Source organism: Bradyrhizobium sp. AZCC 1678 (genome assembly GCF_036924765.1).
GTDB lineage: Bacteria > Pseudomonadota > Alphaproteobacteria > Rhizobiales > Xanthobacteraceae > Bradyrhizobium > Bradyrhizobium algeriense.
This window is the reverse complement of the sequence record NZ_JAZHSE010000001.1, coordinates 1,239,945-1,263,068: the sequence shown is the minus strand read 5'-3', so window position 1 is coordinate 1,263,068 and position 23,124 is coordinate 1,239,945. Positions and strand designations below refer to the sequence as shown.

The window sequence follows — 23,124 nt, the reverse complement described above, 5'->3', positions numbered from 1 at the left end:
GCTCACGGCGCGCAGGCAAAACTCGCCGCGCGATTGACCTCTCCCGATTTGTAATGCGGCCATGCCGGCCACTGGCACAAGGGAAGCGCGCGCATCGTTTCGAACCCCGGCGCTTCGACCTTCTGCTCGGTCACCTCGAGATCGCCGGGCGCCTTGCCATTCTCGACCCAGTCGACCAGCACAGCCAGCATGTCGACATTGGCGGGCGCACCGGAGCCGACGTGATCGACGCCGGGCGCCGTGTAGAGTCGGGCGAACTCCGCCGTCTTCTCCTTGCCCAGCTTGCGCTGCACGTTTTCGAAGTAGCGTATCCCCGCATAGGGGCTCTGGGCGTAGTCGGCCATGTTCTCGAGAATCACGAGCCTGCCGCCGCGCGCGGCAAAGCGGCTGAGGTCCGGATTGGTCGAGTCCATCAGCTTGGATACCTGAAGCAACCGCTCCTTGTGATCGTCAGGCTTGTAGGTCGTGACGTCGAGTTTCGGGTCGCGCGCGAAGACATACTGGATGCCGCCCGCACCGTAGATCCAGGCGATGCCGTTGGCCGGTACTGGCGGCTGCGCCGGCGCCGCCTTGCCGAGCCACCAGGCGCCCCAGCCGCCGGTCGGACCGAAGGCTGGGGTGTTTTCGCCTGAGACGCCCCAGCCCGGATAATCATCAAGGCCGTTCTCTAACGGGAAGGAGAACTTGTAGGTCGAATGCAGCGTCTTGATCGCCGCGATCTGCGGCTCGCTCAAACACTGGTCGCCGTTTTTGCCCTCCGTGCAGTGCAGTGAGTCCGGCTGGAATTTCGCCTTGCAGCCGACCGGATCCAGAACAAGCAGATCCTCTACGCCGTCGGCCTTATCGCAAGCCTGCAGCACCGCCTTGGCCACGAGTTCTACTTGCGCAGGACGGATCCAGCCTTCGCCCATCGTCGCCAAGCCCGACCGCGTGCCGGCATGCTGCAAGCCAACCCAATTGATGACGGGCACGCGGGCAAAGATGCCGTCAAAATCATCGGGATAGCGCTGCGCCATCGTCAGCGCCTCGCGGCCGCCTTCCGACGATCCCATGAAGTACAGTTTGGCGGGAGGGTTGCCGTAGGCGCGCACCATCAGGGCGACGGCGGCATCCCGCACGCGTTTGTAGGATCGATGCGCGAAATTCTCGAACGCCTCGTCGTTGAGCGCAAACACCTGCGGCGGCTCGCCCGGCTTGGTCTCGTGGCCGGAATCCGTGCCGTAGGTGACAAAGCCGCGCGCCAGCGGCGAAGGCGTGCCGAACGGATAGGCCGGCGGTAACGCGAGGCCGGTGATCAGCACGCCGTTGAAGCCGCCGCCGCCATATTGCAGCGAGCGGCCGTTCCACTCGATCGGGAGGTTTACCTGGAATTTGATCGGCGGCGCCTTGGGATCGGACGGTGCGATCTGGCCGAGCACCTTGCAGAATTCCGGATTGGCCGGCGTGACGCGCGCGGCCGGCGTCGGCCCCCTTTCGGCGACCGCGAGCGGAGTAGGCGCGATCATGGAGGCGGAGTCGATCCGGACGGCATTATCGGCCGGTCGGATGAGGCCGCTGCAGGTCGCGGCCGGATCGCCGGTCATCTTCGCGGCCATCGCATCCGTACTAATGAGCGATGTCGCCACGAGCAACGAGGCCAACTGAGTCCACGCGCGCAGATCGAACTTGAAGTGTTGCATCGTTTCCCCCGCTATCGTCTTGCAGCCGCGTTTTGGCCGGCCGTCAGGCCTACAATGGTTTGCGCCACGCAGACGTCAATCGAAATAAGCCTCACTTCACCAGCGAACAGCCGCCGTCCGCAAGCGGGCGGAACGCCTGGTCGGCCGGAATGGTCGAGACCAGCTTGTAGTAATCGTAAGGATATCTCGACTCTGCCGGCTTCTTCACCTCGAACAGATACATCGGGTGAATGACGCGACCGTCCTGGCGGATGGTGACGTCGCCGAACAATTTGTCCTTGCCCTTGAACTTCTTCATCTGCGGCACCGCATCCTTGGCATGGTCGCTGCCGGTGGCCGCCACCGCGTTGAGATAGGCGAGCGTGGAAGCATAGACACCGGCCTGATTGCCGCTCGGCATCTTGCCGTTCACGCCCGGCCGTGCCGCGAAGCGTTTTGCAAACGCGCGGGTGTCGTCATCCATGTCCCAGTAGAACGCCTCGAACAATTGCAGGCCCTGGCCGACCTTCAGCCCCATGCCGTGGACGTCGTTGATGAACAGCAGGAACGCCACCATGGTCTGGCCGCTTTGCTGGAGGCCGAACTCCGCCGCCTGCTTCACCGCGTTGACGGTATCGCCGCCGGCATTAGCAAGCCCGATCACCTTGGCCTTGGAATTCTGCGCCTGCAGCAACAGCGAAGCAAAATCCGCCGTGTTGAGCGGATGCTTGGCCGAGCCCAGCACCTTGCCGCCGTGCTTTTCGATGTAGTTGGTGGCCTCGGCCTCGATGCCCTGGCCGAGCGCGAAATTCACCGTGATGAAGTACCATTCCTTGCCGCCGCGCGCCATCATCGCCGCCGCGGTGGAGTTGCCGGTCGCCCAGGCGTCGTTGACCCACTGGATGGTGTTGGGCGAACAGGCCTTGCCGGTCAGGTCGGAGCTGGCGGTCGACGATGCCAGAAACGTCATGCGGCTGTCGCGCAGCAGCGAATTGATGGTGAGGCCGACCGCCGAGTTCGGCACGTCGACCACGGCGTCGACACCGTCAACATCAAGCCATTTGCGCACGATCGCCGAACCCACGTCGGCCTTGTTCTGGTGATCGGCGTAGACGATCTCGACCTTGATGTTCTTTCCGCCGCCGTTGAAATCCTCCGCCGCCATGCGCGCGGCTTCCACCGAACCCATGCCGTTGGTGTCCTGGAAGATGCCGGAGATGTCGTTGAGCACGCCGACGCGCACGACGTTGTCGGAAATCTCCGCGCGCGCCGCGCCCCACGTCGCGCATGACAAAGCAAGCGCCAGACCGAACCTGCAAACCTTCATTGTTCTCTCCCTTTGGAATTCGATTTTGAGTTTCCCGGACTTCGCCGGGTTTGATTTCACCGCGCGATATCGGACGATGGCGCCGTTACAATTGCCGGTCCGGCAGGCTGAGGACCAAACCATCGAGATCGGCGGCGAACTTGATCTGGCAGGACAGGCGGCTGTTGGTCCGCCGTTCGGCGGCGGCGCCGTCCAGCAGCGCGTCCTCGTCGCCACCCATGGCCGGCAGGCGCGCAAGCCAGGCCTCGTCGACATAGACGTGGCAGGTGGCGCACATGGCGTTGCCGCCGCATTCCGCCAGGATTCCGTTGATGTCCTGCCGCGTCGCGGCCTGCATGGCGCTTTCGCCCGCGCTTGCCTCGATGTTCTGCCGGCGGCCGTCGGGATGGATGAAGGTGATGCTTGGCATGAGCGGTCCGTCAGGCCGGAGAAATCGTAATGGGGAGGCTTTCGAGGCCGCGCAGCGTGTTGTTGTAGCGGCGCTTCACCGGACCGGTGATCGCGATGGTCGCAACTTTGCGTGCAATCGCCGCCAGCATTACCTCGCCTTCGACACGCGCGAGAAGCTGGCCGACGCACATATGGATGCCCGAACCGAACCCGACATGGCCCGAGGTACGGCGGGTGACGTCGTAGCTATCAGGGTTTTCCCAGCGCCGCGGATCGCGGTTGGCGGCGCCGAGGAACATCAGCACCTTCTCGCCTTCACCGATGCGGTGGCCGGTGAGTTCGACTTCCCGCGTCGTGGTGCGGAAGAAGGTCTGCACCGGGCTTTCGTAGCGGATCGCCTCCTCGAACGCATTGCGCGCCAGCGTCGGATCGCTGCGCAGCCGCGCGAGTTGATCGGGAAAGCGCGCCAGGCAATAGATCGCGGCGCCGATGCCGTTGACGGTCGTGTCGAGGCCCGCCGAAAGCAGCGAGCGCACCAACAGCGGCGCCTCTTCCGCGGTGATGTCGCCCGCATCGGCGCGTGCATGGACACAGGCGCCGAATCCGCCGGGCGCGAGATTTTCGCGCTGGCACTGCGCGGCGACATAGGCCTGGTGCGGCGCCGAGCGTTCGATCGCCTCCTGGCGCAACTGGTTCGGCGGCCCGAAGGAGTTGAACACCAGGCTCGCGTAAGGCAGCAGGTTCTCGCGCCCCTCCTGCTTCAGGCCCATCGCATCGGGAAACACCGAGAGCGGATAGGCCTCCGCAAGATCGGCAACCGCGTCGAAACTTCCACGCGCCAGCAATTCGTCGACCTTGGCGGCGGCCATCGCCGTGAAATGTTCGCGCACCCCTTTCATCGCCGTCGGCGACAGCACCTGGGCGAGCACCGTGCGCGTCCTGGTATGCGCCGGAGGGTCGGCCTCAAGAATGATGCTCTGCGGGCGCCACGGCTTTTCCTTGGCGAAATCGCTCAGGCCCACGCCGCGGCTCGAACAGAACGTCAGGGGATCGTTGAGGACGGCATGCACCTCGGCATAACGCGCCACGCCATAGACGCCCCATTTGTCGAGCCATACCAGCGGCCCGGCCTCGCGGAGGGTGTCGTGGATCGCGTGCGGATCCTCGAAAAACTCGTTCGAGAACGGGTCTACGTCCAGGCTTGGCACACCGGCCGGCGCCGCCCGCGCCGGGGTTGCAGAATCTGTGCGGGAGGTCGCGCTCATGTGGGTCTCCTGCATATTGTTCTTGCGGAACGGTGTGCCCTGTCTCTATGTCTGGAATGCTGGAGCGGCTTCGGAAGAGCATGAGCAGGAACAAACAGGCGCGCGCGCCCCGCGCGGGCACGGCAGGCAGGAGCGGACGCGCCGAACAGGTGCTCGACCTCGACCGCTACGTTCCCGCGCTCATCACCTTCATCGCCAACAAATTGTCGCGCAGCGCGACCGTGGTCTATCAGAAGCGCTTTGGCGTCAACGTCACGGAATGGCGGATTCTGTCGCTGCTGGCGATCGAGCCGGAAATTTCGGCGGCGCGCATCTGCCACGTCATCGGTTTCGACAAGGGACCGGTCAGCAGAACCTTGGCAGGAATGGAGGAGCGCGGGCTGGTCAGCATCAGGGCCGACCGGCAGGACGGACGCACCCATTCGATCTCGCTGACCGCGAAGGGATTTACCACCCACGACCAGGTCATCGCGGTCGCGCTCGAGCGCGAACGCCGCCTGCTCTCCTGCCTGAGCAAGCCGGAGCGGGAAACCCTGATCGGGCTGCTGCTGCGGGTTCACGGCAATCTCGATGCCGTAAAAGGCGCGGGCGAAATCAACGACCGGGACTGAGCGGAACGCGTCGGCCACGCCGCGCTGAACGACGACGACGCCATCGTGCTGCGCGCGCAGTACCGCACTGTGTCGTGACGATCCGACACGCCCAAACATCCGTTTCTCCCTGCGCGGCCCGGCACTCTCTGCGCTCTGCGATCGGCCGCTTGTCGAAAACAGGCTCGCACAAATTAGTTGCCTTGGCAACATAAACGGCAGGCCTCGACGATCGATTTTCGGCCGCCGCCGGTTCCTGCCGGCAGCAGGCTGATCAGGTCATTTCTTGACCAGCGGGCAGTTGCCCTCGCTTTCGGGGCGAAACGCCTGATCGCCCGGAATTGTCGCAACGACCTTGAGCAGGTCCCACTTCGACGTGGACTCGTCGGGCTTCTTCACCTCCAGCAGATAGAACGGGTGAATCTTGCGGCCATCGCTCCGGATGGTTCCCTTGCCGAACAGCGGGTCATCGGTCGGCATCGCCTTCATCGCCGCGACCACGGCCTTGCCGTCGGCGGCGCCGCCGATCTTGTCGACCGCTTTCAGGTAATGCAGCACGGACGCGTAGACGCCGGCCTGCATGTCGTTCGGATAATTCTTCTGCGGATGGCGTTCGGCGAACCGCTTGGCGAAGGCGCGCGTGCCGTCGTTCAAATCCCAGTAGAACGGATTCATGATCTGCGCGCCCTGCGCCGCCTTCAGGCCGAGCGCGGGAATGCCGTTCATGCCGAGAATCAGCCCGACCAGCTTCTGCTTCTTCGTCAGCCCGAACTCTGCCGCCTGCTTGATCGAGGTGATGGTGTCGTCGCCCGCATTGGCCACTCCGACGATATCGGCGCCCGAGGCCTGCGCCTGCAGCAGGAAGGACGCATAGTCGGCGGTGCCGAGCGGATGGCGCACGGCGCCGAGCACTTCGCCCCCGGAGGCCTTGACGCCTTCGGCGGCCTGCCTCTCCAGATCGTGGCCGAAGGCGTAATCGGCGGTCAGGAAGAACCATTTCTTGCCGCCCTGCGCGACCACGGCTTTGCCGAGGCCGCGGCCATAGGCGTAGGTGTCGTAGGTCCAGTGCACGGTATTCGGCGTGCACTTTTCGCCGGTGAGAAGCGCGGTTCCGGCGCCCGAACCGATGAAGACCTTGTTCTTCTGCTCGCTCATATTGGCGACCGCGAGCGCGATCGCCGAGTTCGGCAGGTCGAAAATGGCGTCGATGCTTTCGGTGTCATACCAGCGCCGCGCGATGCCGACGCCGACATCGGTCTTGTTCTGATGATCGGCGGTGATGACTTCGACGGGCTTGCCGGCGGCCTTGCCGCCATAATCCTCCACGGCCATTTGCGCTGATATGACCGAGCCTACGCCCTGATAGGTCGAAAACACGCCCGACTGGTCGTTGAGCACGCCGATCCGGACGCGCTCCTGGCCGTGGGCCGTACTAGCAAGCATGCCGCCGAGCGCGGCAACGAGCATTCCTGTGCGAAACAACTGTCGCATACATTCCCTCCCTCTATGGAAACGGCGGCCTTCGCGACCACTTCGAAATTACTTATAACTTATAAGTATTTTGAGGATTGTCAATTCACGTGGTGCCGTGCGAGCTATTGCCCATGGGAAGAATCGCCAAAGTTTCGACGCGCAAGGGCAACGGGGCCGCCAGACCGGCCGAGCCGGGTGCGGGCCGAGAGCTCGATCTCACCGCGCTACGGCAGACCCCGGGATTCATGATCCGGATCCTGCAGTTGCAGAACTTCGAGGCGTTTTATCCGTATTTCGACGCGCTAAAACTCTCGCCGCTCGAATACGCCATCCTCGTCGCGGTGCGCGACAACAGGACGGTGACGCAGAGCGAACTTGCCGGCGTGCTGAAAATGCAACTGCCCAATTTGGTAAAAATCCTGTCGCGGATGGAGGAGACCGGCGTCTTGAAACGCAAGCGGTCCACGCGGGACAAGCGGGCGGTCGAGCTCAGCCTCAGCGCGGCGGGCGAGCGGCGCGCCGACGAGGCCAGCCGGCTCGGCGAACGTTTCAATGCACAGACGCTTTCCGCACTCAGCAAGCCCGAGCAGACCGCCTTTCTCCAGATGCTGGTGCGGCTGGTCGAAGCGCACAAGAACGGATTTTAAGGCGCCTGCGTCTCAGCCGGCGCAGCCGACCCATTCAGCCGAGGAATCATCGCCCAGCGTCGCCACCGCGGCCGCGCGCCGCGTCAGCACCGCGCGCTGGTTGATGTAGCCCTTGTCGGTGATCTCGCCACCGTCGACGGACGCGAACTCGGCCAGCAGCAGCGCCCGCGTGGCATGGCCGGACGAATTGCCGCTCTGCGCCTTCAGTTTGGCGAGGCCCTGCGCGATTGTAGCCCGCACCTTGTCGTGACCGATCACGCCGTTCACGTCGGCATTATCAGGCAGGCCGGCATGGGCCCGGCAGGCCGCGATGTTTGGAAATACCAGAAAGCGGACCTCATCGCCGCCATGGCCGGTGACGACAATGTCCTGCGCCAGCGGCGCCAGCGCGGCGATGCCCGCAACGCGCAGCGTTCCGACGCTGACCCAGGTGCCGGAATTGAGCTTGAAGTCCTCGGCGACGCGGCCGTCGAAAAACAGGCCGAGTTCGGGACGCGCCGGATCGGCGAAAGTCACGGCGTCGCCGATCAGGTAAAAGCCTTCCGCGTCGAACGCCTGCGCGGTCAATTCCGGCGCCTTCCAGTAGCCGGGCGTGACGTTCGGGCCGCGCACGCGCACCTCCAGCTTGTCGCCCGACGGCACCAGCTTCAGTTCAGTCCCCGGGATCGGCACGCCGATATTGCCGGAGCGCTTGGCCTGGAAGTGACAATCGGTCGCGAGCGGCGAGGTTTCGGTCGAGCCCCACGCCGACACCATCGGCATCGCGCGGCCGACGGTCTTGATCGAGAGCTCCTCCAACGCGTCCCAGAGATTCTGCGGCAGCGCCGCGCCCGCATAGAAGGCGAATTTTACCTCGCTGAAGAATTTTTGCCGCAGCTCCTCATCGCTTCGCAGCGCCACGATCAGCATGTCAAAACCGCGCGGCACGTTGAAATAGACTGTCGGCATCACGCTGCGCAGGTTGGCCAGCGAAGTCGCGAACAGCCCGGGCGCCGGCTTGCCGCCGTCGACATAGAGCGTGCCGCCGTTGCGCAGCACCAGATTGAAATTGTGGTTGGCGCCGAAAGTATGGCTCCACGGCAGCCAGTCGAGGATGACGAGATCCTCGCCGCTATTTTCGAGGAACGTCCATGTCTGCGCCTTGGCCTCTTGGCTCGAGGTCAGCATGCGCTGGGTGTTGATGACGGCCTTTGGCGTGCCGGTCGAGCCTGACGTGAACAGGAATTTTGCGATCGTGTCGGGCGCGATCGCGGCAAAGGCTTTTTCGACGTCGGGCGTTTCCGGCGTGGCCGCAATGTTGCGAAACGAGATGGCGTCGGTGTCCCCAGCGCTGCCGCTGACGATCGCGGCCGAATGCAGCGGCTTGATCGCCGCCAGCGCCGCCGCGAACGGTTTCGTGCCGGAAACATAGATCGCGCCGGGCCGAAGCAGCGTGATCATGCTCCGGAGCTTGTCGAAGTCTTTCGACATCAGCGAATAGGCCGGCGAGATCGCGGCCGATGGCACGCCGACGTGCTGGGCCGCGAGCGCGAACAGCGCGTGCTCGACGCTGTTGTCGGACAGGATCACCAGCGGCCGCTCGGCGCTCAGCCCTTGCGCGAGGATCCACGCGGCGCTCGCGCGAACCTGCATCAGCGCGTCCTGGTAGGTGACCGTCGACCACGGCGTATCGGCGCTCGTACGATCGGCGAGAAAAACCCGCTCCGGCGCCTGCCGCGCCCAATGCTCCAGCCAGTCGCCGATGCAACGCGCGCCCGGCTGCAGCGGCACGGTCGACCGCACCAGAATGCTGCCGTCGGCGCGGCGGTCGGCGACAATCGCGGGCATCGCGAACAGGCTGCGGGAATTGTCACCGCTTGCGGCGGCGAGGGTCATGGTTTCCTCCTGTCCCGGCTGGTTACGGGATTGCCGTGCGTCATGCCGGCGTGCAGCTCGAAGGGCTGCTTGGCCCTAATGTTGAGCACAACAATTGTTGTCGTCAACAACAATCTTCCCTTGAAGTGCGCGAAGCGTTAGAAGGAGAGGCGATGGCGGGAAACAGTCACATGCCCAGAACGGCCAAATCGCGCGCAAGCGCGCGACCGCGTTCCGGCCGCAAGCAAGCCGGAAACGGCAGCACGCAAAGCAACGTCATGAATGACGGGATCGCCCTCGACGCGCTGGCGGGCCACGCCGGCTATGCGGTACGGCGCTTCCAGATCTGGATTTTTCAGGATTTTATCCGCACGCTCGCCGCCGTCGACATCCGTCCCACGCAATACTCCGTCATGACGGTGATCGGTGCCAATCCCGGCCTGAGCCAGATGGCGGTCGCCAAGCGGCTCGGGATCGAGCGCGCCAGGCTGGTGCATCTGCTGGACAGTCTCGAACATCGCAACCTCGTCAGCCGCATCCAATCGGCCACCGACCGGCGCTCCCACGCCCTGCACCTGACCGCGCGAGGCAGGACCGCACTGGCGCAGTTCAGGCGGCTCGCCGCCGAACATGAGCGCCATGTGGCCGATAAAATCGGCAAGGAAAACCGCGAGCGGCTGCTGCAAATCCTGTCCGCGTTCACCTGAGCGGGGCCGCAGCCTCGCCTTAGGCCTCACCGCTCAGATTTTAGGCATATACTCGGCCGCGCCGGGCACGCAGCGCGTGCATGCTCGTGTCCTAAACACCTGATATTACGTACCTATCGTTTAAGGCTGGCGCCATCCAACGATTGTACACAATGGCACATCGCTTGCTTCATTCGCGGTAACCTTTGCTCGCTGGAGTTTTGCTCGCCATGGAGTCTGACGCGCCTGAAACCGTTGCCGCCATCGTCGCCGCGCACCGCGCCGCGACCATGACCCCGGCGCAAACCATCGCCCGCTTCTATCAGCGCATCCGCGCCTATAACGATCCGGCCGTGTTCATCAGCCTGCGCGACGAGAAGGAGGCGCTGGCGGATGCCGAAGCGCTGGCCTCGAAGGATGCGGCATCGCTTCCGCTGCTCGGCGTCCCGGTCGCAGTGAAAGACAATATCGACGCGCAGGGTTTGCCGACCACGGCCGCCTGCCCGGCCTTCTCCTATTTGCCCGCGCAGGATTCGACGGCGGTCGCAAAACTGCGGGCGGCCGGCGCCATCATCATCGGCAAGACCAATCTCGACCAGTTCGCGACCGGCCTGGTCGGCGTTCGCTCGCCCTACGGCATTCCCGTCAATCCGATCCGCGCCGATCTGATTCCAGGCGGATCGAGTTCGGGATCGGCGGTCGCGGTTTCCGCAGGCCTGGTGCCGCTCGCGCTCGGCACCGATACCGCCGGTTCGGGCCGCGTGCCGGCGATGCTCAACAACATCGTTGGACTTAAGCCGAGCCTCGGGCTGATCTCCAACGCCGGGGTCGTTCCGGCGTGCCGGACGCTGGACTGCATTTCGGTGTTCTCGCTCACCGTCGACGACGCGATGACCGCACTGGCGGCGATGGCCGGCCCTGATGGCGCCGACCCGTTTTCGCGCGACCGGCCGCTGGGAGCAGTGTCCGCGTTTCCCGGCCAATTGCGATTGGGCGTGCCGCGCAACGGCCAACTGATCTTCTTCGGCGACCGCGCCGCGGAGAAAGCCTATGGCGAAGCGCTTGCGCGCTGGACATCGCTCGGCGCCACGCTGGTCGAATTCGATCTGGAGCCGTTTTATGAGACCGCGCGACTGCTCTATGAGGGACCGTGGGTCGCCGAACGTTATCTCGTCATTCGCGACCTGCTGGCATCCGCGCCGGATTCGATCCATCCGGTGACGCGCGAGATCACGGCGGCCGGCGCTCGGCTGACCGCCGCCGACACCTTTGCCTCGCTCTACCGGCTGCAGGCGCTGCGACGTGTCGCCGAGCGCAGCTTCGCCCATTTCGACGCGATGGTGCTGCCGACGGCGCCGACTGCCTATTCGACCGCGCAGGTGCTGGCCAATCCGGTCGAGCTCAACTCGAGGCTCGGCACCTACACCAATTTTGTGAATTTGCTCGACCTCTGCGGCCTTGCCTTGCCGGCCGCGATGCGCGCGGACGGCATTCCATTCGGCATCACGCTGCTTGCGCCCGCCGGACGCGACGCAGCGCTCGCCAGCATCGGACGGGTGTTTCATGCCGACACCAAACTGAAGATGGGGGCCAAGGGCCTGACGCAGCCCGCGCTCGCGCCATTGCCGGCCGGCACCAGCAACGATGAAATCACCATCGCCGTGGTCGGCGCGCATCTCTCCGGCATGGCGCTCAACGGCGAACTGCAGGTGCTCGGCGGACGCCTGCTCGAAGAGGCCACCACCGCGCCCGATTACAAACTCTATGCGCTCGACACCACGCCGCCAAAGCCTGGCATGCTGCGCGCGGGCACAGGCGCGGGCAGTTCGATCAAGCTGGAGCTATGGGCGCTGTCGGCCGCAGCCTTCGGCAAGTTCGTCGCCGCGATCCCGCCGCCGCTCGGGATTGGGACGGTACGGCTCGCAGATGGAAGAGGTGTGAAGGGCTTTGTCGTCGAACCCGCCGCGATCAATGGCGCACGCGATATTTCGGCCTACGGTGGCTGGCGCGCGTTCATGGCGGAGAAAGCGGGCGTCTAGCCGTCGTTTCGTAGGGTGGGCAAGCGGCGAAAGCCTTACACCGACACCGCGTAAATCTCATACTCCCCGCGCACCAGTTCGATATGGGCGCGCATCGCGGCCGCTGCACCCGCCTTGTCGCCGCGCATGATCGCGACCACGACGCGGTCGTGCTCGGCGTGCGATTTCGCCAGCCGCCCGAGGTTGCGGAATTGGGCGCGGCGGAACGGCTGCACCCGCACCCGCGTCGCCAGCGTCATCTCGGCGATATAGCTGTTCTGCGAGCCGGCATAGATCGCGTTGTGGAAACGCTCGTTGACCTCGTGAAAGCGTTCGGGATTGCCGGCGTGGCTCAGCACCCGCAATTCCTCGTGGACCGCTTCCAGCTTCTGGCGATCCCCCGGCGGCATCCGCTCCGCCGCGAGCCCGGCGCACAGCGCTTCCAGTTCCGCCATCGCCTCGAACATTTCAGTCAAACGATCCAGCGAAGGCTGCGCGACGACGGCGCCGCGGTGGGCGCGGGCTTCGACCAGCCCGCTCGCCACCAGTTGCCGCAGCGCCTCGCGAACCGGCGTGCGCGACACCGAAAAGCGCCGCGCAATATCGGTCTCGTCGAGCGCCGATCCCGGCGCCAGCACGCCGCGCACGATCTCGTCGGCCAACTGCAGCCGCAGCTCTTCCGCGCGCGTGACCTTGTCCCGCAGCGACGAAGGCCGATCGACGCGCCGGACCGGCGTCTCGGCCTCCGCGCCGGATGGCGGCGTTGGCGTGCGAAGATCGTCAAGACTCATGACTTCGAATCCACCTTGGGAGCGTCGGGATCATTGATGATGCTGACATGGGCCGCGACAATCCTCCAGCCTTCCGGAAAACGCACCCAGGTCTGCATCTGCCGTCCGACTTTGCCCGGCGCGCCCTCGCGATAGAACAGCGTCGAGGCGACCGCCGCGTCACGGCCATAGGTGGTGATCACGGTCTTGTCGGTCCGCCGCATCAGCCCGACCGGCGAGCGCGCGGCGCGGAACGCCATGATCGCCTCGTAGCCGTAGAGATTTTCACCAATGCCGTAGCGCAGCGTGCGGGAATCGTTGCGGAACAGTTCGTCGAGCACGGCCACGTCGTTCGACACCAGCGCCTTCTCGTAGCGCGCGAATTGCGCGGTGACTTCGGCCAGTACGTCGGGAAGATCGATCTTCATCGTCATAATCCTCTCGGGGCTGGAGCCGCGGCAACGCCCATACGTTCCAGCGCATGCGCAACCCGCAACGCGATATCCTCCCGCCAGGGCGCGGCGATAATCTGCACGCCGATCGGCATCGGCTCCAGCGGCACCGGCACCGCGACGACGGGCAGGCCGATGAACGAAATCGGCTGGGTGTGGATGCCGATATTGGCGCGCACGGGGAGTTCGACGCCGTCGAGCACGAAATTCACCTGACCGAGCTTGGGCGCGATGCAGGGCGTGGCCGGGGCGATAATCACGTCCACCGACTTGAACAGTTCGAGCACCTTTGCGCGATACCAGCGGCGGAATTTCTGCGCGCGATCGACCAAAGGCGCCGGGACCATCGCGCCGGCGATCAGGCGATCCCGCACCGCCGGATCGAAATCATTCGGACGTTTTCGCAGCCGGTCGAGATGAAGCGATGCGCCTTCGGTGGTGGAGATCACGTAAGCCGCCGCGCGGGCGCGCGCGGCCTCCGGAATTTCGATTGTTTGCGTGGCATCGAGCGCCCTGGAAACGCGCGCGACAGCCTCGACCGCTTCGGGAAAGACGTTCTTCTGAAAATAGCCGCCGGCCACCGCGACCCGCAGGCCCGAGACACCCTGCGCCAGCAGTGAGGTGACCGGTTCAACCGGCCGCGTCGTGCAGGCCGCGTCATCGGCGTCAGGGCCCTGCATGGCATCATAGGCCAGCGCGAGATCGCCGACGCTGCGCGCGAACGGGCCGAGATGATCGAAGCTTGCGACAAAGGGAAACGACCGCGCCCGCGACAGCCGGCCGTAGGTCGGCTTCAAGCCAAAGACGCCGCAGAACGACGATGGCACGCGGATCGAACCATTGGTGTCGGATCCCAGGGCGATCGGAACGAGCGCGCCGCCAACCGCACTGCCGGAGCCGCCCGAGGAGCCGCCGGTCATCCGCGTCGGATCATGCGGATTGCGCGACGGGCCGTCATGCACGTTCTCGCCCGTAAAATCGTAGGCGTATTCGCCCATGTTGAGCGCGCCGACCAGCACGGCGCCAGCGGCCTCCATGCGCTCGATCAGCGTGGCATCACGCGGCGACGGCGCCAGATCGCGATTGATCTTCGACCCGGCGCGGGTGGAAAGACCTTTGACGTCGAACAGGTTCTTCACCGCGAACGGCACGCCGGCGAGCGGGCCGACCTTCTGGCCGGCGGCGATTGCGGCATCGACCGCGCGGGCTTTCGCACGCGCGCGGTCGGCGGTGACGTCGGTGAACGAATTCAGCACGGAATCGTGTTTGGCGATTCCCGCCAGCGCAGCCTCGGTCGCGTCAAGCGCGGACAGCTTGCCGTCTGTTACGGCCTGCGCGATTTGTTGGGCTGACAGCCCGTCGGTGTTTACAGTCATGGCGCTATCAGGCTGTGTAGACACTGGCCGGCTCGGTTTCGTCCGGCAGCGGGAATTCATCGACCAGCCGCGCCAGCCTCAGCGACACTTCGAGATTTGCCCGCACGGCAGGCCGCCAGGCTTCCTCGACCGGCAGCGCCAGCGCGTTGGATACGGCGTTGATGTAATCGTCCAGCGGATCGGCGGGCATTTTTCGTTCTCACTCAACTTTATAGTGAACCGGCAACGGCGGATGCGGGATCGCCGTCAGCAATTCCTTGGTGTAGGCATCCTGCGGATCGCCGAGCACCCGCTCGGATGAACCTTGCTCGACGATTCGTCCCGCACGCATCACGATGACACGATCGCACAGCAAACGCACCACATTCAGATCATGCGACACGAACAAATAGCTCATACCCATCGACTGCTTGAGATCCTGCAGCAGATTGAGCACGACGGCCTGCACGGAGACGTCGAGCGCCGCCGTCGGCTCGTCGAGGATCACGAGCTTTGGATGCAGCGCGATGGCGCGTGCGATGCCGACGCGGGCCTTCTGGCCGCCGGATAATTGGTGCGGGAAGCGATCGAGCAGGTTGATGGGCAGACCGACCAGGCCGGCCAACTCCTCGCAACGCGCGCGCAGCGCGTCACGTCCCCTGACGTCGCCAAGCTGCATGATCGGATCGGCGATGGCACGTGCGGCGGTGAAGCGCGGGTTGAGGCTGTCGGTGGGATCCTGGAACACCATCTGGATGCTCTTGCGCAGCGGCAGCCGCGCAAACGCTTGCGGCAGGATGGCGCCGATCTCCTCGCCATCGAACAGGATGCGGCCGGACGTCTGATCGAGGAGCCGCATCACCATCATCGACGTCGTCGACTTGCCGCAGCCGGATTCGCCGACGAGGCCAACGCTCTCGCCATGGCCGACGGTGAAGCTGATGCCGTCGACGGCGCGGAATATCTCGGCTTCGACCGGCGGCTTGCGGGAGAACAGTTTGCCGAGGACGGCGGTCGCGCCCTGGCGCGGATATTCCTTGACCAGCTTTTCGACGAGAAGGAGGGGTACTTCCTCCCTCTCCCCGCTCTTCGCGGGGAGAGGGTCGGGGTGAGGGGCTGCCTCCGAGAGCGCAGTCCGCGGAGAGTCCCCCTCACCCGCCGCGCTCCGCGCGTCGACCTCTCCCCGCGCGCGGGGAGAGGCGGAGACCGCCTCCTCCTCCGGCAGCAAATCGCGCAACGACACGCCGATCCTCGGCGTCGCGCGCATCAGTTTCTTCGTATAGGCGTGCTCGGGCCTGGCAAAGATATCGGCGGACTTCGCGGTCTCCACCACCCGGCCCTTTTCCATCACTACCACGCGGTCGCAATAAGCGGCGGCGAGGCCCAGATCATGCGTGATCAGGATCGTCGACATATGCCGTCGTTTGGTGAGTTCGACGATCAAATCCATCACCGCCTTCTGCGTGGTGACGTCGAGGCCGGTGGTCGGTTCGTCCGCGATCAGGAGCTGCGGATTGCAGGCCAGCGCCAGCGCGATCACGACGCGCTGGCACATGCCGCCGGAAAGTTCGAACGGATAGGCGTGATAGCGCTCGCGGGGACGGGCGATCTTGACTTGCTCCAGCGCCTCGATCGCCTTCTCGCCGCGATCGCTGGCCGCGCTCTGCACGTGCTGGCGCAGCACGTCCTCGATCTGGTCGCCGACTTTGCGGATCGGGTTCAGCGCCGCGCGCGGGTTCTGGAAAATCATCGAGATTTCGCGGCCGCGCAGGTCGCGCATCTCGTTCTCGCTCGCGGCCTTGACGTCGATGCCGGAGAACATCACCGAGCCGTCGGCGATCCGGCCGGCGCGGTCGAGGATCCGCATTACGGCATAAGATGTCACCGATTTGCCGGAGCCGGACTCGCCGACGATGCCAAGCGTTTCGCCCTTGGCCACCGAGATGTTGACGTGCTGCACCGCCTTGACGATGCCACGGCGCGTGGTGAATTCGACGGTGAGGTCGTTGACGTCGAGCAGGGGCTGGGCGGTCATGACGGCCTCCGCAAAAATATCGAAAACAACCCCATGCAAAGTAGAACGGTCAGCCCCCCTGTCGCATTCCCCGTGCGGGGACCGAGACGAGCAAAGCTTGAATCAGCCATCACGTCCTCCGCTGCGGATCGACGATGTCGCGCAGGCCGTCGCCGAGCAAATTGAAGCAGAACACCGCGATCATCAGCGCAAGCCCCGGGAACAGCGCGATCCACCATTCGCCCGACACCATGAAGCCCGCGCCTTCCGCGACCATGATGCCCCATTCCGCCGTCGGCGGCCGCACGCCGAGCCCGATGAAGGAGAGCCCGGCAGCGTTGAGGATCGCATAGCCCATGGTGAGCGACATCTGCACGATCATGATCGGCATGATGTTGGGCAGGATGTGCACCAGCAGAATCCGCATCTCGCCATTGCCCGACAGCCGCGCCGCCTGCACGAAGCCGGCGTCGCGGCGCACATTCGCCTCGGCCCGCGCGACGCGCGCATAGAGCGGAAAGTTCACGATCGCGGTGGCGATGATGATGTTCTGCACGGTGTTGCCAAGCGCTGCGACGATGCCCATCGCCAGCACGAACAGCGGAAACGCCATGATGGTGTCGGCGACACGGCCGACGATACGATCGGTCCAGCCGCCGAAATAACCGGCGGCGATGCCGGCCAGCCCGCCCATCAGGAACACCAGCACCACGGAAGCGACCGCGATGAAGGTATCGAGCCTTGTGGCGACGACGACGCGGCTGAAAATGTCGCGGCCCAATTGATCGGTGCCGAACCAGTGCGCCGCGGATGGCGGTTTCAGGGCTGCCGCGGTATCGCTGGCGAGCGGATCGTAAGGCACGATGTAGGGGCCGAAGATCGCGGCGAACAGGATGATCACCAAGAGGCCGAAGGCGAACGCCGTGACGCGGTTCTCGCCGAGCACGTAGCGGGTGTGCTCAAACATCGCTGATAGTCCCGAGGTACGCGCGGGTCCGACGGGCTCAGCGGCAGGCGCAACGCTACTCATCTTCCTACCTCACCCTTCCAGCCGCACGCGCGGATCGATCACGCCGTAGAGAATGTCGATGATCAGATTGAGCAGCACGTACATGACCGCCATGGTCAGCACGAAGCCTTGCACCGGCGCGAAGTCCGACGAGATCAATGCTTCGACGGCGTAGGAGCCGATGCCGGGCCAGGCGAAAACTTTCTCGACCAGCACATTGGCCCCCAGCAGGAACGAGAACACCATGCTGAGCGTGGTGATGACCGGCAGCATCGCGTTGCGAAACGCGTAGGTGACGATCACGGTCGACGGCGACAGCCCGCTGGCGCGCGCGGTGCGGACGAAATCGGACGCCAGCACCGCCAGCATCGAGGCCCGCGTCATGCGCGCGATCGGCGCCAGCGAGAAGATTGCAAGCGTTGCCGCCGGCAGGATCAACTGGCTCAGCGCGGAACGAAATGTCTCGAGATCGCGCGCGATCAGGGCGTCGATCAGATAAAGGCCGGTCACGGCGGGCGGCGCGCTATAGAACACGTCGAGGCGGCCGAGCGGCGCCGGCGACCAGCCGAGGCGGAAATAGAACACATAGACCAGCACCAGACCTGTAAAGAATACCGGCAGCGATACGCCGGCCGTCGTGGTGATGCGACAGAGATGGTCGATCCAGGAGCCCGGGCGCGTTGCCGCCAGCACGCCGAGCGGGATGGCTATCATGACCGAAACGACGAGGCCGAGCAGCGTCAGTTCGGCAGATGCCGGCAGGCGGTTGCGAATTTCGGTCGCGACCGGCTGGCCCGTGGTGAGCGAGTTGCCGAAATCGCCATGCGCGAGATCGTTAGTGTAGCGGAAAAACTGCTCGATCAGCGGCTTGTCGAAGCCGAGTTTCTTGCGGATCTGCTCAATGGCTTCCTTGCTCGCCGCGGGTCCGGCGAAATAAGCCGCGGGATCGCCGGGCAATGCGCGCGTCAGGAGGAACGTGACGATCACGACCCCGATCAGCGACGGGATCGCAAACATCAGCCGCTTGCCGATCATGGTCAGCATGACGCTCGCCTCTTATGCTTTCACGAGCGCGCGATAATCCAGGCGACGGTGGAACCAGTACTGATAGCCCGACACATTCTTCTGCATCGCGACGTTGACATAGGGCTGATACAGCGGGATGCGCGGGATGTCCTTGAAGGCGAGATCGACAAAACCCTTTACGTCGGTGTCGTATTTGGCGGTGTTGCCGATCGCCGCGGCGTCGACGGCGCCGCTGATGAATTCGTCCATCGCCTTCGACTGGTAGCTCATGGTGTTGAAGATCGAATTCTTGCCGTCGTAACACCAGATGAAGAAATACTCGGGATAATCGAGCCAGCCGGAAAACACGTTGGTGTAGAGTGGCAGTACCTTCTTGTTCAGTTCGGTGCGCCAGTTGGCGCCGGGGATCTTGTTGATGGTGGTCTTGATGCCGATCTGTGCGAGGCTCTCCTGCACCAGCACACAGAGCGGCTCGTTGACGCCGGCAAAGCCGAGGTCGAACGACAGCGTGGTCTCGAAACCGTTGGGATGGCCGGCCTCCGCCAACAGCGCCTTGGCCCTGGCGATATCGGTGACGTATTTGGTCGGCTGCGGCCACGCCACCTCGGTGGCCTTGTCGGCAGCGGCGCCGAACATCGGCTTGGCCAGGCCGAACAGCACCGCATCCATGATCTTCTGGTAGGGGATCGCGCAGGCAACCGCCTCGCGAACCTTGGGATTGTCGAACGGCGGGATCTTGACGTTCATGCCGATGTACTGGACGCCATTGGAATACGGCACCGAGACGATGTTGAGCTTGCCGCTGTCCTTCAGCTCGACGAAATCCTTGTTCGGCAGATCGTAGGAGATGTCGGCGTCGCCGCGCTCCAGCAGCGCGCGGCGGTTGCCGGCTTGCGGCACCATGCGCCAGATCACACGCTTGACCTTCGGCAAGGGACCGCCGACCCACGAATCGTTGCGCTCCATGATGACTTCGGTGCCGGCGGTCCACTTCGTCACCTTGTAGGCGCCGGAGCCCGCGGTCTGCTGCTTGGTGTATTCGAGACCCCAGGGATCCTTCTCGGTGGCGTTCTTCTTCACCAGCTCGGAATTGACGATGCAGGGGACGATGACCGCGAGATCCGGCAGAGTCAGGCGATCCTTCTTGGCAAAATCGACCCGTACCGTGTTGTCGTCGACGACCACGAACTGCTCGGGCTTGGTCAGGGAGCCCGCGCCCATCTGGAAGGTCGGAAAACCGCCGACGCTCACCGCGCGATCGAGCGACCACTTGACGTCCTTGGCCGTGACCGGCGCGCCGTCGTGGAACGTGGCTTTCTTCTTCAGCTTGAAGGTGACCGACATGTCGCCGACATTCATGTCCTCGGCGAGTTCGGGCTTGAACTTGTCGCGGTCGTAATACGGCACGCCGCCCGGACCGCTCTTCATCTCGTGGCTGATCAGGCGGTCGTAACAATTCCACGACACTTCATAGCCGGGCACGTTGGTGCCGACGCCGTGAATGTCGAGGTTGTTGGGGCCGCTTTCCGAGACAATCAACAGCGTTTCCGACCGCGCATCAGCCTTGGCCACGGACCAGATCGCCGGTGCGGGCACCATCGCGCCCGCGGCAACTCCAGTGACGGATTTCAGGAAATCGCGACGCTTCATGGGTGATGCTCCAAACGCCTGAGGGGAAAACGGCTTTGGAACAGGAATCGCAAGGTTTGTGCCAACCGTTAAAACAAAGCTAATCCTCGCCTAAGCCGCTGATTTATCGGCAGGATGGACAACAAACAGGGATTCTCGATTGAGCGTGCCGGCCCATTGATTGCATACAAAGAGGCATATTTGCCTACTTTTAACGCAGATATTTTGAGCGCTCCATTGCTGTGCGGCACTCAAATGGGCCAGAGCAAATCCTGCAGTTCACGGAGGTCAGCGGCCTTCTGCTGCCAGCCCGCGATACAGATGCTTCTGGCGGGATCACTGTGACGATGCAGCAGCAACAGCACCATCAGCCGCCGTTTCAGGTCGGGCGTGATATCCGCAGCCGAATATCCGAAGCCCCCAAACAGGCTCCGCACCCGCCGCGGCATGCCAGCGGTCATGAAGGCGCTCGGCCCCAGCAGGTCGTATTCGCCCCTGCCCGTCATCACGTCGCCGAAATCGATCAACCCAGCGAGGCGCCAACCGCCGCCATCGCGGCTCAGCAGGAAATTCTCCGGGATGTATTCGCCGGTCAGGATCACCGGCGGCCCGTCCAGCGCAATCAGCATGGGCGCCGTATCGCGCAGCAGTTCGTCCAGTCCATCCAGAAATTTCTGCGGCAATCCGAGACGCTCGTGCCGCGCACGGCATCCCTCGATCTGCCCGGGCATGAAGACGTCCCAGCTCGGCTCGATCTGCGCGAGCACCCCGGCAGGAACGCGCTGCACCTCGGCAATGGTCTCGCCTATTTCGGCAAGAACGCGTTCCTTGTCCGCTTCCGGCATAGACGGCCACGCGTCCCCACCCAACACCCCCGACAGCCGCGTGATGACGAGATATGGCCATCCGTCGCGCTCCCCTTCGGCGACGGTTTCGGGGATCGCGATACGAAGCTGTCCACGGAGCTGCGCGAGCGTGCTTCGTTCTGAAGCAAATTGGCTGCGAAGAAATGGCGGGAAAATCTTCAGGATGAGTTTTTCATCGAGAGCCACTACGACGTTGGTGCCGGTGGTGAAGACGTGCGGCGCCGCGCATGCCAGGCCGTGGCTGCGGGCGATATCGCGCGCGATCGGCAGCCATTGCGCCGGATCGGCGCGCCAGGCGCGGAAGGGTTCGTAGTCGGTGAATGCCGGCAGCGATGCGGTCATGGTGCCTGATCATTATTTATCATCATTGCGAGCGAAGCGACTTGTCCGCCGTAGCTCAACGAGCGAAGCGAAGCAATCCACGCCTCGGCGCGGGGACAGATGGATTGCTTCGCTTCGCTCGCAATGACGGGGTGGATCTATCTGTCCGGATTGGCCCGCTCGAACTGGCGCAGCAGGCGATTGCCGCGCTCGACGGCGAGGTCGAGGGCTGCCTGCGCGGACTGCTTGGCGCTGAAAACCTGCTCGAGTTCTTCGTCGATCACGCTGCGGATCAGCACAAAGGACCCAAGCCGGATTCCCTTCGAATTCTCGGTCGGCGGCTTCAAGGTGAGTTGCTCGATACCGATCGCCGCACCGGGATCGCGATCGTAGAAGCCTTGCGCGCGGGTGAGGTCGAAGGCGGCGCGGGTGATCGGCAGATAGCCGGTGTGCTGGTGCCAGGCGGCCTGGACTTCCGGCTTCGACAGATAGGCGAAGAACCGCGCGACGCCGGCATATTCGGTGCGCGGCCGGTCGCGCAGCACCCAAAGCGTGGCGCCGCCGATGATGGAGTTTTGCGGGGCGCCTGTAGTTTCGGGCCGGTACGGGATCATGCCGTAACCGACCTCGAATTTGGAATTGGCCTTGATGTCGGCGCGCGTCCCGGACGAGCCGATGAAGATGGCGCATTCGCCCTTCTGAAAACGCGGCTCGGCCGATTGCCCGCGGCCGCTATAGTCGAAAACTTTCGTCGCCTGCCATTCCGCGAGCTGCGCGATGTGCCGGACCACGTCCTGGTTATTGAAGGTCAGCTCCGCATCGAGACCGCCAAAGCCATTGGCCCGGGTCGCCAATGGCAGATTGTGGAACGCGGAAAAATTCTCGACATGGACCCAGGAAGGCCAGGACGTGGTGAGCCCGCAAGGCGAGCCGGCCGCGCGCAGGCGCTTCGCCGCAGCGCCGACCTCGGCCCAGGTCTTCGGCGCCACCTCCGGATCGAGGCCCGCGGCGCGAAACAGATCCTTGTTGTAGTACAGGATCGGCGTCGAGACATTGAACGGAAACGACAGCATGTTGCCGGCGACGTCGGAATAATAGCCGGTCACGGCCGGCAGATACGCCTCCGGCGAGAACGGCTCCGACTGATCGCGCATCAAGTCGAACACCGGATAGATCGCGCCCTTTGCCGCCATCATGGTCGCAGTCGCGATCTCGTTGACCTGGACGATGGCGGGCTGGCTTCGCGAACGGAATGCGAAGATCGCTGCCGTCACCGTCTCGGTGTAGTTGCCCTTGTATGTTGGCACGATCCGATAGTCGGACTGCGACGCATTGAAATCGGCCGCCAGCTTTTCGAGCTGCTTGCCGAGCTCCCCCGACATCGCGTGCCACCACATGATTTCGGTGGCGGCCTGCGCCGGAGACGCAAGCGCCGTGGCGGCGAGGGCTGCGAATTGCAAGAATCTCAAGGCCAATTTCACTGGTGATTTCCTTGCTCTGCCGCGCCTTCGATAAATGGGTTCCCAAGCCCTCATAAATCGCTGCGGCTGCGGTTTCAATCCGCCCGGCATCGCCGCAGCGCACAACACAATTTAAGATTGTAGCGAGATTATCAGGATTACTGGCGGAAAACCGGCTGCCGGCCCAACCGCCAATAGCCAAGCATCGGTAAATTCTGCTAAAAATGCTTGAACCTTTTCTCCCCCACCGCAGACTCAATCTCTAAGGGGATTTGTCGCCTGTGTATCGCCGCGCCAACCTTTCGCGGACCTTC

The 23,124-nt window shown here is 64.1% G+C and carries 20 protein-coding genes; 4 read left to right on the top strand and 16 right to left on the bottom strand.

All coding sequences use genetic code 11. The annotated features are described in order from the left end of the window. Positions 1-2: 2 nt before the first annotated feature. The 4 genes from V1294_RS05925 to V1294_RS05910 form a co-directional block, all read right to left on the bottom strand. Complete coding sequence (locus V1294_RS05925) at positions 3-1,583, bottom strand: tannase/feruloyl esterase family alpha/beta hydrolase (RefSeq protein WP_442895427.1); 1,581 nt, start codon at positions 1,581-1,583, stop codon at positions 3-5. Between the two features lie 187 nt (positions 1,584-1,770). Continuing rightward, complete coding sequence (locus V1294_RS05920) at positions 1,771-2,985, bottom strand: ABC transporter substrate-binding protein (RefSeq protein ID WP_334495770.1); 1,215 nt, start codon at positions 2,983-2,985, stop codon at positions 1,771-1,773. Positions 2,986-3,070: 85 nt separating this feature from the next. Then, on the bottom strand, positions 3,071-3,394 hold the full coding sequence (locus tag V1294_RS05915; protein ID WP_108519592.1) for a 2Fe-2S iron-sulfur cluster-binding protein: 324 nt from the start codon (positions 3,392-3,394) through the stop codon (positions 3,071-3,073). A 10-nt stretch (positions 3,395-3,404) separates the two neighbouring features. Further along, positions 3,405-4,640 carry a cytochrome P450 gene (locus V1294_RS05910; protein WP_334495768.1) on the bottom strand — a complete coding sequence of 412 codons (1,236 nt, stop codon included), beginning with the start codon at positions 4,638-4,640 and terminating at the stop codon, positions 3,405-3,407. 80 nt (positions 4,641-4,720) lie between these two features. Between V1294_RS05910 and V1294_RS05905 the strand changes: the two genes are divergently transcribed. Beyond that, complete coding sequence (locus V1294_RS05905) at positions 4,721-5,251, top strand: MarR family winged helix-turn-helix transcriptional regulator (RefSeq protein WP_334488711.1); 531 nt, start codon at positions 4,721-4,723, stop codon at positions 5,249-5,251. Positions 5,252-5,509: 258 nt separating this feature from the next. Here V1294_RS05905 and V1294_RS05900 read toward each other — a convergent pair whose 3' ends face one another. Continuing rightward, the gene (locus V1294_RS05900) at positions 5,510-6,697 is read right to left on the bottom strand and encodes an ABC transporter substrate-binding protein (protein ID WP_334504511.1); all 1,188 of its coding nucleotides are present in this window, start codon (positions 6,695-6,697) and stop codon (positions 5,510-5,512) included. Positions 6,698-6,834: 137 nt separating this feature from the next. Between V1294_RS05900 and V1294_RS05895 the strand changes: the two genes are divergently transcribed. Beyond that, positions 6,835-7,350: a MarR family winged helix-turn-helix transcriptional regulator gene (locus tag V1294_RS05895; RefSeq protein WP_334495766.1), complete on the top strand. Its 516-nt coding sequence runs from the start codon at positions 6,835-6,837 to the stop codon at positions 7,348-7,350. A 12-nt stretch (positions 7,351-7,362) separates the two neighbouring features. Here the strand turns inward: V1294_RS05895 and V1294_RS05890 are convergent, their stop codons facing one another. Further along, positions 7,363-9,225, bottom strand: a complete 1,863-nt coding sequence (locus V1294_RS05890) for a feruloyl-CoA synthase (RefSeq protein ID WP_334495764.1) — start codon at positions 9,223-9,225, stop codon at positions 7,363-7,365. 170 nt (positions 9,226-9,395) lie between these two features. Here V1294_RS05890 and V1294_RS05885 point away from each other — a divergent pair, with 170 nt between their 5' ends. Both V1294_RS05885 and atzF read left to right on the top strand, forming a co-directional pair. Continuing rightward, positions 9,396-9,911, top strand: coding sequence for a MarR family winged helix-turn-helix transcriptional regulator (locus V1294_RS05885; protein WP_334504508.1), 516 nt, complete (start codon positions 9,396-9,398; stop codon positions 9,909-9,911). A 209-nt stretch (positions 9,912-10,120) separates the two neighbouring features. Then, entirely contained in the window at positions 10,121-11,929 is a 1,809-nt protein-coding gene (gene atzF, locus V1294_RS05880) for an allophanate hydrolase (protein ID WP_334495762.1), read from the top strand. A gap of 35 nt (positions 11,930-11,964) precedes the next feature. Here atzF and V1294_RS05875 read toward each other — a convergent pair whose 3' ends face one another. The 10 genes from V1294_RS05875 to ugpB form a co-directional block, all read right to left on the bottom strand. Continuing rightward, positions 11,965-12,699 (bottom strand): GntR family transcriptional regulator, encoded by a 735-nt coding sequence (locus V1294_RS05875; RefSeq protein WP_108519601.1) that lies wholly within the window; start codon positions 12,697-12,699, stop codon positions 11,965-11,967. Further along, on the bottom strand, positions 12,696-13,106 hold the full coding sequence (gene hpxZ / locus V1294_RS05870) for an oxalurate catabolism protein HpxZ (protein ID WP_334495759.1): 411 nt from the start codon (positions 13,104-13,106) through the stop codon (positions 12,696-12,698). The genes V1294_RS05875 and hpxZ overlap by 4 nt, the downstream gene beginning before the upstream one ends. Positions 13,107-13,108: 2 nt before the next feature. Then, positions 13,109-14,506: an AtzE family amidohydrolase gene (locus tag V1294_RS05865; protein WP_334495757.1), complete on the bottom strand. Its 1,398-nt coding sequence runs from the start codon at positions 14,504-14,506 to the stop codon at positions 13,109-13,111. A 7-nt stretch (positions 14,507-14,513) separates the two neighbouring features. Next, a complete protein-coding gene (locus V1294_RS05860; RefSeq protein ID WP_334488691.1) occupies positions 14,514-14,696 on the bottom strand; it encodes a DUF4089 domain-containing protein in 183 nt (60 codons plus the stop codon). Between the two features lie 9 nt (positions 14,697-14,705). Continuing rightward, the gene (locus tag V1294_RS05855; protein WP_334495755.1) at positions 14,706-16,520 is read right to left on the bottom strand and encodes an ABC transporter ATP-binding protein; all 1,815 of its coding nucleotides are present in this window, start codon (positions 16,518-16,520) and stop codon (positions 14,706-14,708) included. 109 nt (positions 16,521-16,629) lie between these two features. Next, complete coding sequence (locus V1294_RS05850; protein ID WP_334495753.1) at positions 16,630-17,529, bottom strand: ABC transporter permease; 900 nt, start codon at positions 17,527-17,529, stop codon at positions 16,630-16,632. A gap of 9 nt (positions 17,530-17,538) precedes the next feature. Further along, complete coding sequence (locus tag V1294_RS05845) at positions 17,539-18,552, bottom strand: ABC transporter permease (RefSeq protein WP_334488683.1); 1,014 nt, start codon at positions 18,550-18,552, stop codon at positions 17,539-17,541. Between the two features lie 12 nt (positions 18,553-18,564). Further along, the gene (locus V1294_RS05840; RefSeq protein ID WP_334495751.1) at positions 18,565-20,184 is read right to left on the bottom strand and encodes an ABC transporter substrate-binding protein; all 1,620 of its coding nucleotides are present in this window, start codon (positions 20,182-20,184) and stop codon (positions 18,565-18,567) included. 230 nt (positions 20,185-20,414) lie between these two features. Beyond that, entirely contained in the window at positions 20,415-21,371 is a 957-nt protein-coding gene (locus tag V1294_RS05835; RefSeq protein WP_334495749.1) for an aminoglycoside phosphotransferase family protein, read from the bottom strand. Positions 21,372-21,508: 137 nt separating this feature from the next. Beyond that, the gene (ugpB, locus tag V1294_RS05830) at positions 21,509-22,885 is read right to left on the bottom strand and encodes a sn-glycerol-3-phosphate ABC transporter substrate-binding protein UgpB (RefSeq protein WP_334488677.1); all 1,377 of its coding nucleotides are present in this window, start codon (positions 22,883-22,885) and stop codon (positions 21,509-21,511) included. Between the last annotated feature and the right edge of the window lie 239 nt (positions 22,886-23,124).